Consider the following 12,551-nt stretch of genomic DNA (forward strand, 5'->3'; position numbering starts at 1 on the left):
GCTATCTCCTTTATTTTTTCTTCTTATTACTTCCCGGAGGGCCAGGCATGAACGGACTTCTTTCTGCCGATTCACCTGGCGCATTCATTTCGGGAGCTTGACCTGTATTCCCGATAGTCGCTTCGCTTATCACTTGAGTACCTTCTGCTATACCTTCGGTTATTTCAGTAAGTACACCGTTACTTATACCTATTTTTACCGGATGTGCCGTAAAAATATTTCCCTCCTTAGTCCACAGCTTATGCTCTCCTTCGCAATCTTTAATGATATCTTCTTTTCCCACCAATGGAACTTCCGGAGTAAACCGTAGAGCCTTTGCCGGAACACTGAGAACATCTTTTTTGTCCAGAATATAAATAGTAACATTGGCTGTCAGACGAGGCTTTAGTTTTAAATCGGGATTCTGTGCCGAAATGACAACTTCGTACGTAATGACACTTTCGCTGCTCGTACTGCTGCTACTTGTGCTACTGCTGCTCGTACTGCCCAGGCGTATTTGCGTAACTTTTCCTTCGAAAACGTCGTTCGGATAAGCATCTACCGTAAAACTGACCCGTTGGCCTTCCTCTACACCACCTATATCAGCTTCATCGACATCCGCTACAACCTGCATCTGAGTCAGGTCGGCTGCAATGGTAAACAGGGTAGGGGTTTCAAATCCGGCTGCAACCGTTTGGCCTTCCTCCACCGCCCGGTCTATAACTACTCCGTCGATAGGAGAAGTAATCGTAGCATACGATAAGTTGCGTTCAGCCTTTGCCAGAGAAGCCTTGCTGCTCTCATATTCGCTTTTTGCCTTTTCGTAATTATAAGTGGCAAGTTCGTAATCTGTATCACTGATTAGCTTTTTCTCATATAACCCCTTGTTACGCGCATAATTTTTTTGTTGGTATTCATATTCAGCTTTACTTCCGTCATAGTTGGCCTTTGCCGACTGGAGCTCGCTTTGCAAAGTTACTTTATCCATTTCTGCAATTAATTGGCCTTTAGTCACTATGGAATTATAATCGGCATATAATTTATCGATGATACCCGATACTTGTGTACCCACTTGGACCTCAGTTACTGGCTCGATAGTCCCGGTGGCTGTGACAGAATTTGAAATATCCCCTTTACTTACCGGGACTGTGATATATGAAATCTTACGCTTGGGAGCAGAGCCTCCGGCTATCCAGACGATAATTCCCGCTATGACGATAATTGCAATAACGATGAGAATGATTTTCTTTGTTTTTGTCTTCATATTTATATTGTATAAATTTTTTATCCGTTTATTTTTATAGGCTTGTCCTGATAGAAGTTGAGCAGTTGGAGATTTAGTATGGCCATATACTTGGCTTGTAACTGTTCTTGCTGAGCAGAGAGGTAATTGTTCTTTTCCGTAAGCAATTCTACCGTATTCTTCATCCCCAGATAAAATTGTTCTTCGGCAAGTTCGTAACTCAATTGACTGGCTTTCAATTGTTCTGATGCCGCATTGTATTGGTTTTGAGATGACCGCGCATCCTGATAGATTGACTCTATGGTCTTCAACAACTCTTTTTGGCTGTTCAGATAATCAAGTTTGCTGGTCTCGAGTTGTAATTTGGCTTTTTCTACGGCCGATTTATTTTCCCGATTACTATAAATAGGCACAGATAAGGTAACACCTATATTTTCATTGAATTTATTTTTCATCTGAGTTCCAAAACCGTAATCGCTCCCCGTAATATGCCCTGTTCCAATACCGGCATTCAAGGAAATTTGGGGGAAATAGCCTGACTTGGCATTTACCTTTTCCAACTCGGCCATATTGATAGACAATTTGCTGCTCTGGATACTTGGTATAAAGCCGAGAGCTATATTATACACCGATTCTTTTGATGGCAGGGGAGTCAATATATCACTATCATCGAGATTAGGTACATATACCGATAGTTCATCTGTAATTTCAAGTTCGAGTAGCTGTTTCAAGTCAAGTATCAGTTCTTCAAGTGACGATTGGGACACTACCAACTGATACTTGTCTTGACTGTATTGTGACTCCAGTTGAGCATAATCGCTTTTCGAGATAGAACCGGCATTAAGTAACTCTTTTGAACGTTCACATTGGGCTTTGGAAACTTCCACCGTTTGTTCATTGATTTTTACAGACTCCATTGCATATAATATCTGCAAATAAGCCGTTGTAATTGCTATCTCAATATCATCTGCCGAAGCATCGATTTCCAATTGTTGTATCTGTTCTTGCAACTCCTGTTGCTTGATGGTATTTTTCCGTTTTCCCCCATTGTACAAAGTATAAGAAGCATTCAACCCGTAACTACCGGTATAGCTGTTTCGACTGGCTCCGGTATTTCCCGGAGCAGGATAATTGGTATACCCATGAGAGGTGGAAAACGATAACGAAGGAAACAACTGGGCCTTTGCCAGTTTCGTATCTATCCGGCTTTCATTCAGCGAAATTTTGTTCTTCTTTATTTGGATATTCTGCTCATGAGCATAGCGGATACACTCATCGAGAGTCCACTCTTTCGGTTTCTCCTGAGCTGGGAGTATTGCCGGAATCAACAACATTAATCCGCTCAAGCTGCAAATGTGTATTATAGACGTGATTTTTGCCATAAAAAATATATTTTATTGGCAAACTTACCCTTAGCACATATCGCATACAATTATTATATAAAATCACCCTTTTTTTATCGACGAATCATCTATTTTTAACGATAAATGACAATACCACGAGCACGTCAAAAGTTTTCATCGTGAAAATATACAAATTTTTCCTCATTAGAAACTGAATTATTTTTATTGGAGCATTTAAACAGATTCTTATTAAATAAATTTTATCAGTCAATATCAATAACTCTAGAAATACAAAAACATTTTTTACATTGATTTTATACAATATTCATATAAGGAAATAATCGGAAGCCTCAAAAAATATTTTTGAAAATTATGAAAGATGATTTTTAACCTTTTGCATGTTTTATCATCTAATGTAATAAATCAGTCAATCTTACATGTCGAAGGAACAACAAGACCCTATATTAGAATGGATACTCAATCCGGATACGCGGGCCGGAGGTTTCGAAAGTTTGATAAAAACGTATCGAGAACCTTTGTACTGGCATATACGCCGATTGGTTGTTTCTCATGAGGATGCAGAAGATGCATTGCAAAATACATTTATGAATGTATATCGTTCCATTGATACATTTAGGAGAGACAGTTCATTGCGGACATGGCTTTATAAGATAGCGACAAACGAGGCTCTTACCATATTGCGCAATCGTAAGCTCGAATATACTTCATATGACAACGAGGCATGTGAGCAACTTATAGATAGGCTCTATGCAGATAATGAAATAGATGGAGACAATATATTGCTGAAATTCCAGGAAGCTATCCTTCGATTACCTCCCAAACAGCAATTAGTGTTCAATTTGAGATATTATGATGAAATGAGCTACGAAGAAATCAGTCAGTTGACAGGAACGTCGGTAGGTTCTTTGAAGACAGGGTATCACTATGCTGCCGAAAAAATAAAAAAATATATGATGGATAGTCAGATATGAAAAAAAGAGATTTTGATTTCAACCAGGTTGGCAAAAAAATGCCATATAAAGTAGACGACAACTTTTTTGAAGACGTAACTTCCAAGATTCTCGAACAGTTGAAAAAGGAAGAAAAAAACAAGTTGCGTTATCCCCGCATACATCATGTGCGTCCACGCCGTCGTTATATATTGTATTGGAGTAGCTCTGTCGCTGCACTTATTGCATTGGCCTTTTTGTGGCAGGTTATTTATCACGTTGACAAGCCAAACTCTTTTGTATCGGAAAATCGAACAGAAAAAAATGTTTCCCAATCACTAAACGTACTTCCGATATTGACCGATACTCAAGTTACCGCATATCGGCCGGGTAATACTTATATCGAAGACATATCGGTAGCATATAATTCTGAACCGGTTTCAGAGATCACACAAGCAGCAGATAGTCTTATACAAAACATTTCGGATGAAGAATTACTGCTATTGGCTGAGATGATTGGAGTGAATACATATGAATATAAAAATTAAAAAATCAATAATTATGATAAAGATACTGGTAAATAGTTTTATGGCGATTACTTTGGTTTTGTCATTACCTCTGAACGCTCAACCGCAAAAACCGCTGAAACCTAAAAATGTACAAATGGCTATGATTAATGCCACCCTTTCAGAGATACAAATGGCATTATCCCTGACCGAAGAGCAAATGGAAATCCTTCGTCCGGCCTATATCCACTATCAAAAGAGAGTAACCCGATTAAATGCCGACAACAACCGCCAATTCAATCGGGTAAGAGTAGATACTCTGACCGACGAACAGGCCGAAAAACTATTGAAGGAATCTATTACCCGTAGCCGCCAAATTATCGCAGCCAAAGAAAAGTTTAATGCATCAATCAGTACATTACTGACACCTCGACAAATTATGCGTATTCATCAAATCGATTCCTCTTTTCGGCATCGGATAAGAGATATATACGATGCCCGTCGTCCCGGACTAAAAGGTAAAGACAATATCAAACACAAATAAACTATTCAGGAATATACCCTTTGTATTTTCCTGTCAGTTCATGCTTCATTAGATACTGTGCCGCTTGTAACATGGAAAAAGCATAATTTTTCATACTATCCTGTAAAGCCGGTTGCACCGACGGACCGGCTTCCTCGCTGTTCTCGACTTGTAACAGCCATTCTTGCCCGTTATCGGGCTGGTTTATATAAAAGAAGTTTTTGTTTATACAGCCGATAGCATCGTCGGAAGTAAAGAAGATATAAGGGCGCTTTTCACGCATCAAATCTATTCCGAAACTATTATTTGTATAGTCGATATTCAACATTCCGAGTAGGGTAGGAGCAATATCGATTTGGCCGCCCAACTCATCATTGGCTTGTGGAGTGATGAAGCCCGGACTGTAAAACAAGCAAGGCACATGATTATAAGACAGTGGCATATCACTTTTTAGTTCTCCGACTTTTTTGCCATGGTCTCCCACAAATACAAAAATAGTATTCTTAAACCAAGGCTCGGACGAAGCTTTTTTCATAAATTCACCGATAGCATGGTCCGCAAATTCGACAATACGCATTTCGTCCGTCTGGCTATGGGATTTGAAATCTTTGGGTATTACATAAGGTGGATGGTTGCTGATACTCAGCAATACACCGAAAAATGGCTTACCTGTTTTAGACTCCTGGTTAAAGATATCCAACGCATATTCATATAGAAAATCATCTTGCACGCCAAAACTGTTGACAACTTTTTCTCGTGGATAATTTTCCTGTGCATATATTTGCTTAAATCCGTTTGTCCGCAAAAAACCGTTCATATTATCATATTGAGACTCGTGAGTCATAAAAAACAGGGTTTCATAACCGTTGTCCTGCAATATGGTAGGCAGTCCCGCATAAAACGGAATAACGGCCCCTTTCATCGAGTTTCGTTTCATCAAAGCAGGATATGAATACAACACCGAGTGTATGGCATGATTGGTATGAGTCCCGGCAGAATAAAACCTGTCGAAGCTGAGCGACTGTCGGGCTAAACTGTCGAGAGTAGGGGTGAGGTTCTCTGTATTCCCGTAGCGGCTTAGCAGTTTGGCCGACATCGATTCCATAAATACCAATATGACATTTCGACGCTCAGGTGACTTTCCTGCAACAACTTTCCGTGCAATAGGAGATATCTCTGGTATAGAATCTGTTATTCCCAACTCTTTACGGACAAGGCTGAGTGCTGCATTTTCATCCATCAGCTCCAATCCTTTATTTTCAGACTTAGAAGCCTCCAAAGAGCTCCTCAGAAGATTAAAAGATGGGCTTATACCCAATTGGTTAAGGAAAGTATTGTTACAATAATAAGCAGCACTGACACGTATAGGATTATACCCTGTACGCCCCCTGATACCGAACATACAGGCTCCGATAAGCAAGGCCGAACAAACGAAGATTACCGATTTTGTCTTTATTCCCGTATTTCTCCGATGTGATATGGAAAAGTCCCTGACAGTCAATTTCAAAATACGTTTGGAAAGAAAGCAAAATAAAGCAATCATAAGTATCAAAAAAGCCATAGCCAATAAATATGAAGCCTCTCCGAACATCATTCCGGTCGTAGTACCTACATATCCGAACCAGTTGAAGATAGATGCATTGATATGTTTAAAGAAATAATCGAAATAAGGAATATCCGCAGCCGATATAGTAAAAGCGACACCATAAAAAATACAGAAAAATATATTTACACCCCGATATATGTTCCTATTATAACAGTTAAAAACTGCTGATAACGAACATATCGCCAAAGGCAACAGCAGTATATAGCAAGCTACCACATTATCCATCCATACACCTCGCAAGAATGCTTCTGCTATAATACCGAATTTCCGGCTGGTTTCATCAATATATCCAAAACCTTGTACGAGGAGAACTAAACGGAACAACGAGAAAAAAAATAGTCCGAGTATATGTATCGAAATAAGGTAACGCAATGATTGCAAATATGACTTCATTCCTGTATATTTTTTGATAAGAAATTATTTTTTGAGAATTTCAAATGTATATGATTCAAAAAGCTTTTTTTAATTTTACTCGAAGCCGGCTTTGAAAATTTCTTACAAGGCTGTTTTTCTGCTTACATAAGGATGATAGAGGGTTACTTGATAATTGCAAACGGAAAACAGACCTAAAGAAAATACATAATAACCTGACTATATTACTTTTATTGAAAAATTTGAACAAGCTCTGATTCTTTATCTGATTTGTAATACCGTATGTATAGGGTTATAATGGATTTTCCTCTCGCTCTTCCACCGAACAATCGCAAAAATGAAATTCGGCGCGAGCTTTCTCTTTAGAAAAAAGAAAATAAGTACATACTGCCTTGGTACACAACTCATTCTGCATATTGTAAATACAAGCGGCAATTTGTACCAGATTTCGCCTCTGTTCCTGTACAGACGCTCTCAAAACAATACGATCATCGGTAGTATACATCGGCTTTAAGTAACGTATCTCCATTTTTGAAGTTACACCGCTGGTCTGAAACTTCCGAAATACCACCCAACCACATATTTCATCGGCTAAAGCTGCTTGTATACCTCCATGCAAAGTATTTATCCAACCCTGATATTCCGGTCGTGGCTGCCATATACTCACGATATCGTCTCCGTCTTCATAAAATTCCATTTTTAACCCCAAATGATTGTCCGGAGCACAACCATAGCAATGATAACCATCCATTCCTTGCCACGGGTTTATTATTTTTTTCATCTCGAATAGTGTTTTTGAATACTTACCGGTAAAAAATACGCCCCAGCTTCCGACATTAGAAGCACGGGGCGCTCGCATTTTGTAAGCTGCGAGAATATTTTAGTTTTCCTCTTCGGTATAGCGCACGATTGTCTGCTCACGATCAGGCCCTACCGAAACGATTTTGATAGGAACTTCGAGTTCGTTTTCAAGGAAAGAGAGATACGCATTAAATTCTTCCGGGAATTCATCTTCACTTTGCATCTTGGTCATATCACACTGCCATCCGGGGAGCTCGACATATACCGGTTCTATATCATCACCGATTTCAAAGGGGAACTGCTCGGTCTCCTTCCCGTTTATTTTGTAAGCGACACAAGCTTTTATCGTTTCAAATGTATCGAGCACATCGCTTTTCATCATTATCAGATGAGTGACACCATCTACCATAATGGCATACTTCAAGGCCACGAGGTCTATCCAACCGCAACGGCGCGAACGTCCGGTAACGGCACCGAATTCATGGCCGATAGCCCGTATCTTTTCTCCTGTTTCATCAAAAAGTTCAGTAGGAAAAGGCCCGCTACCCACACGGGTACAATAAGCCTTGAATATACCGTATACATTCCCGATTTTATTGGGTGCTACACCTAAACCTGTACAAGCCCCGGCACATATCGTATTGGACGAAGTTACAAACGGATATGAACCGAAATCAATATCAAGTAGTGTGCCTTGAGCACCTTCCGCTAAAACTGACTTGCCTGATTTCAAATAGTCGTTGATAACATGCTCGCTATCTATTAAATTGAATTTTTTCAAATATTCGACAGCCTCAAACCATTGCGCCTCAAGCTCGGTAATATCATAATCATAATTCAATGATTTTAATATAGCCTCATGCCTTGCCTTAGCTTTAGCATATTTCTCGTCAAAATTATGCAATAAATCGCCTACGCGCAATCCGTTACGGCTTATTTTATCGGTATACGTCGGACCGATACCCTTTCCGGTTGTCCCGATTTTTGCATCACCCTTAGCTGCTTCATAAGCTGCATCGAGAATGCGATGTGTCGGGAGAATAAGATGCGCTTTTTTAGAAATGTAGAGTTGTTTAGTCAGGTCGTGTCCGCTTTCGGCAAGACTTTCGGCCTCAATTTTGAACAACAACGGGTCGAGAACCACACCATTGCCTATAATGTTTATCTTTCCCCCTTGAAAAATACCCGAAGGAATAGAACGGAGTACATATTTTTGTCCGTCGAATTCTAATGTATGGCCGGCATTGGGACCTCCCTGAAAACGGGTGATAACATCATAATTGGGAGTGAGTACATCTACAACCTTGCCTTTACCTTCGTCTCCCCATTGTAATCCTAACAAAACATCTACTTTCATTGGTATAATATTATAGTAATTATTTTCTTATTCAAAAAAAATCCGTCTTATTTACGGACGGTTTGTTTCTTTTTCTTTTCAGCTTGTGCACATCGGTTACAAACTCCATACACATAAAGCGAGTAATATGATGCTGTAAATTTTCCGAATTTTTTATTCGACAATATATCGATAATTTCCTGGTCTTTGACTTCTTGTACCTTTCCACATCGGGTACAAATAAGATGATGGTGATTTACTGTGTTATAAGATTTCTCATATTGGGCCGGATTGTTTCCAAACTGGTGTTTCCTTACCAATCCCGCATCTACAAAAAGGTCTATAGAATTGTATACAGTAGCCTTACTCACACGGTATTTGCTATTTACCATAAAATCGTACAAGGAATCTACGTCGAAATGTTCATTCGTCGAATATATCTTATCCAGTATCGCATACCGTTCCGGTGTTTTTCGAAGCTTTTTTGCCTCTAAATACTGGGTCAGCTTCTGTCTAACGACTTCTTTTGTTTTCTCTTCGGGCATAGCTTTTTAACTCACAGCAGACAAAGATACATATATTTTTTTTAATATCCGATAGCGACAAATAAATTAAAAGAGGAGATTACACACTTCTGAAAGAAAGATAAATGCAAATTTTTTAAGAGCAAGATAAAGCGATTTATACATTATTGAGAGTTCTCTGATATTTATCGAAACAGAGATTTACGATAAAAGCCCTTTTAAATTTTGCCCGGGGGCAGCTTTGTGTTTCCTTTTGTGGCTGCTTTAAGGACGATAGCAAGTATGTGACGAAAAAACAGGGAACCTGCCTCAAAAGGAAACGCAAAAAAGGACTGAAAAATCATTTTTATTGGAAATTTTAAACGATTGGCTCTGAGTATAAAAAACAAAATTCGTCCATAATATCCTCGGCAATACTTTTATTTAGAGGAGAATGATTCTTCCAAGATTCGATTGCTGTTTTTATGGTCAACGCTGTCGGCCTATCAATTTGCAAGATGCGTTTTACACAGTTTATAGCAGCATGAAGAGTAGTTGTTGAAAAGCTGCCGGCATTTGTATTTATGATATCCATAATACAAATCGGGACTTCTGCTGTAAATACATTTTGGGTCATAGCCAGTCGTGCTATCAATTGAAATCCCGTATAGCGGAGCATTTCATTATCAGAGCTTATCCATTTGAGAGCTTTATCGAGAGCAAAAGGAACTTTATCAAACAGATTCATGCAACACATATCGGCAATCTCTCTGTATACGATTGTATCGGCCCAGTGCTGCATTATCTCGGGTGTCAACTCTTGTGCAGGATATAATAAAGTGGCCAGAATTTTAGATTCCCGAATATTTTCTTTCCACAACAATTCAGCAAGTTCCGCGTTCGGAGAATATCTTTCAGCAATACGTTTTATCAAAGGAAGAGTGAGACCGAAATTTATCTTATAATCCATACCTTTTTCCCGCATGCTGGTCGATACGATACCATTCATTGCCATACGGAACTGTCGCTTTATTTCACGTATTTGAGCATCCATATTTTATTGGTTGATAAGTAAAACAACCAACGATTAACAAAGAATACGACAATTCATTACTAATCGTTGGCTAAGAAATTGTTTCTATTTTATCAAGCCTGCTTTTTGAATTTTCTTTATAAGAAAATTTAGACTGTTTTCTTAGAGTTCTACAAACAATAGCAAGCTGAAAACCTTATCCAAAATATATCCGGTTTATTAATAATTGTATGTCGGTAAATTAGAATAATCTTTTGAATAACGTAACATTTGGTCTATGTAACTCTCGTCATAAGAAATAGTCACATCCGTAATATCTCCTTTCTTATCAGTTACAGCTGTATAAACAGGATTTACAAAACCTTTATAAGGAGCAATATTCAACTTTTCATAACGGCTGAGTACCTCTTTGTGCAATTCTGGGTCTACTTTGACACCATAAGTTTCTACCAAATCCCGTCCGGCTTCGTAATCTCCAGTAGACTTTATCCGTTGTATTTCAGCCAATAGCTCTCCCAATAAAGAACGCATTTTTGCATAATCATTAATTACGACAAACGTTTTACCATCCTTTTTCTTCATTTCTACAACATTGTCCTTTTGCCCTTTTTCAAAAACATAACGGGCAATAAGTTGTCTGTTTCTCATATGGGCTTCTTCAATATTCTTGCCTGGTTCTATACGTGTAAGCTGGGTCATGAGCCCGTTCATCATATATTTATAATATTCCGATTTATAAGCCTCAGCGTTGGGCAATAACTTTAATTCTACAATTTTGGGATCTGCCATATAATATAAAGCAAACAAGTCGGCACGGGCTTCTTCAAGAGTAGAACTATGAGCTTTCAGTGCATCGGAGTCCGTACCCGGAAGCAATTTTCCCGAAGCATGCCCCAGACATTCATGTAAGTCAGTATGTAAATTATCAGCCTGAAATCCGTATTTTTCCATCAATTCTCTTTCTTTATCACTCCATACAAACTCTTCAGCAAATCCGTTGCCTTGAGCCGCTTTATCATAAGCTTCAGTGATATTTTCTATCGTTACCGATTTGGAACCGTGTTCGTGACGTATCCAATTGGAATTGGGCAAATTGATACCAATAGCCGTAGAAGGATAAGTATCTCCCCCAAGAATAGCAGCTGTAATGACTTTTGCCGACACACCTTTTACTTTCTCTTTTTTAAAGCAGTTGTCCACAGGCGAATTATCCTCAAACCATTGGGCATTGGCGCTAATGATGTGAGTTCTTTCGGAGGCTTCTTTATTTTTGAAATTAACCAGAGCTTCCCAACTGGCTTTCATCCCCAAAGGATCCCCATACGTTTCGGTAAATCCGTTGACAAAATCAATATCGGAGTCCAGGTCATTTACCCATAAAATAGCATATTCGTCAAACTCTTTCAGATTTCCGGTCTTATTATAAGAGATAAGCTTCTCTATGACAGCCTTTTGTTGAGCATTTTCCGCTACAGATGCAGCCTTTTCAAGCCAATACACAATTTTTTCAAGAGCTTTTGAGTAGAGACCTCCTACTTTATAAACACGCTCCTCGATTTTCCCATTTCTCTTTACCAACCGACTATTCAGTCCATACGAAACAGGCCTCAAATCGTCCGGATTTTTCATCTTATTGTAAAAAGCCTCGGCTTCAGCTTGTGTTACACCATCATAGTAATTCCCGGCAGAAGTCAGTACAAGGTCTTCTCCTTCCGCCTGATTTACCCGCTTAGCATCTATTGCAGGGTCAAAGATAACCGGAGATATATTTGCAAGTAATTGGTTTACCGTCTCACCTTTTTGAAGAGGCAAATATCGGGTATCGACAGACTTTACAGCTTTTTCAAAAAATTCCTGTCCGAATCCGGGAACAAATTTATCGGTAGAGTAGTGGTGGTGTATACCGTTGGCAAACCATACTTGTTTCAGATAGGTTTCCAAAGCCTCGAAATCATCGGAACTTCTATCACCTTTATATTGCGTATAAACAGCTTCGAGAGTTCTACGGATAGCCAAATTCCATTTACAGTTCTGGTCATAAATAATATCGCGTCCCTCTATTGCCGCTTGAGACAGATAATATAATAATTTCTTTTGTTGCAATGTCAATTTTTCGAACCCCGGAACTTTATATCGCAATACTTCCAGGTCTGCAAAACGGTCGACCCTGTAAAACGGATCGACACTTTCGACCGAAGCTATACCGGTCGATACGGAGAAAGCAGTTGCTGCAATCATCATAGAAATAGTTTTTTTCATAATTTATAAATATCTTCTTGTTTTTCGGATTTCTATCCTTTCTCATATTTCACAATGGCAAAGTTAATGAAATATATTTTTCTCCCCAATTCGCAAA

General features: G+C 38.9%; 11 protein-coding genes. 3 read left to right on the forward strand and 8 right to left on the reverse strand.

The genetic code is table 11. The annotated features are described in order from the left end of the window. Positions 1-10: 10 nt before the first annotated feature. Positions 11-1,243: an efflux RND transporter periplasmic adaptor subunit gene (locus Cop2CBH44_RS02400; protein ID WP_200755493.1), complete on the reverse strand. Its 1,233-nt coding sequence runs from the start codon at positions 1,241-1,243 to the stop codon at positions 11-13. 20 nt (positions 1,244-1,263) lie between these two features. Then, positions 1,264-2,604 carry a TolC family protein gene (locus Cop2CBH44_RS02405; RefSeq protein WP_021929947.1) on the reverse strand — a complete coding sequence of 447 codons (1,341 nt, stop codon included), beginning with the start codon at positions 2,602-2,604 and terminating at the stop codon, positions 1,264-1,266. Positions 2,605-3,002: 398 nt separating this feature from the next. On the opposite strand from Cop2CBH44_RS02405, the gene Cop2CBH44_RS02410 reads away from it, so the two are divergent. Genes Cop2CBH44_RS02410 through Cop2CBH44_RS02420 form a run of 3 tightly spaced genes read left to right on the forward strand, consistent with a single transcriptional unit; the run spans position 3,003 to position 4,565 of the window. Further along, positions 3,003-3,557 carry an RNA polymerase sigma factor gene (locus Cop2CBH44_RS02410; protein ID WP_021929946.1) on the forward strand — a complete coding sequence of 185 codons (555 nt, stop codon included), beginning with the start codon at positions 3,003-3,005 and terminating at the stop codon, positions 3,555-3,557. After that, entirely contained in the window at positions 3,554-4,063 is a 510-nt protein-coding gene (locus tag Cop2CBH44_RS02415) for a hypothetical protein (RefSeq protein ID WP_200755494.1), read from the forward strand. The genes Cop2CBH44_RS02410 and Cop2CBH44_RS02415 overlap by 4 nt, the downstream gene beginning before the upstream one ends. Positions 4,064-4,076: 13 nt before the next feature. Then, complete coding sequence (locus Cop2CBH44_RS02420; protein WP_021929944.1) at positions 4,077-4,565, forward strand: hypothetical protein; 489 nt, start codon at positions 4,077-4,079, stop codon at positions 4,563-4,565. A gap of 1 nt (position 4,566) precedes the next feature. On the opposite strand, the gene Cop2CBH44_RS02425 is transcribed toward Cop2CBH44_RS02420, so the two are convergent. The 6 genes from Cop2CBH44_RS02425 to Cop2CBH44_RS02450 form a co-directional block, all read right to left on the reverse strand. Beyond that, positions 4,567-6,543 carry an LTA synthase family protein gene (locus tag Cop2CBH44_RS02425; RefSeq protein WP_200755495.1) on the reverse strand — a complete coding sequence of 659 codons (1,977 nt, stop codon included), beginning with the start codon at positions 6,541-6,543 and terminating at the stop codon, positions 4,567-4,569. Positions 6,544-6,814: 271 nt separating this feature from the next. After that, positions 6,815-7,303, reverse strand: a complete 489-nt coding sequence (locus Cop2CBH44_RS02430; protein WP_200755496.1) for a PaaI family thioesterase — start codon at positions 7,301-7,303, stop codon at positions 6,815-6,817. A 99-nt stretch (positions 7,304-7,402) separates the two neighbouring features. Continuing rightward, a complete protein-coding gene (locus tag Cop2CBH44_RS02435; protein WP_055096039.1) occupies positions 7,403-8,680 on the reverse strand; it encodes an adenylosuccinate synthase in 1,278 nt (425 codons plus the stop codon). Between the two features lie 47 nt (positions 8,681-8,727). After that, positions 8,728-9,204: a Fur family transcriptional regulator gene (locus Cop2CBH44_RS02440; protein WP_021929941.1), complete on the reverse strand. Its 477-nt coding sequence runs from the start codon at positions 9,202-9,204 to the stop codon at positions 8,728-8,730. A 337-nt stretch (positions 9,205-9,541) separates the two neighbouring features. Next, complete coding sequence (locus Cop2CBH44_RS02445) at positions 9,542-10,216, reverse strand: DNA alkylation repair protein (RefSeq protein WP_021929940.1); 675 nt, start codon at positions 10,214-10,216, stop codon at positions 9,542-9,544. Between the two features lie 198 nt (positions 10,217-10,414). Further along, complete coding sequence (locus Cop2CBH44_RS02450; RefSeq protein ID WP_420838986.1) at positions 10,415-12,433, reverse strand: dipeptidyl-peptidase 3 family protein; 2,019 nt, start codon at positions 12,431-12,433, stop codon at positions 10,415-10,417. Positions 12,434-12,551 lie beyond the last annotated feature (118 nt).

Source organism: Coprobacter secundus subsp. similis (genome assembly GCF_015097275.1).
Classification (GTDB): Bacteria; Bacteroidota; Bacteroidia; order Bacteroidales; family Coprobacteraceae; genus Coprobacter; species Coprobacter secundus.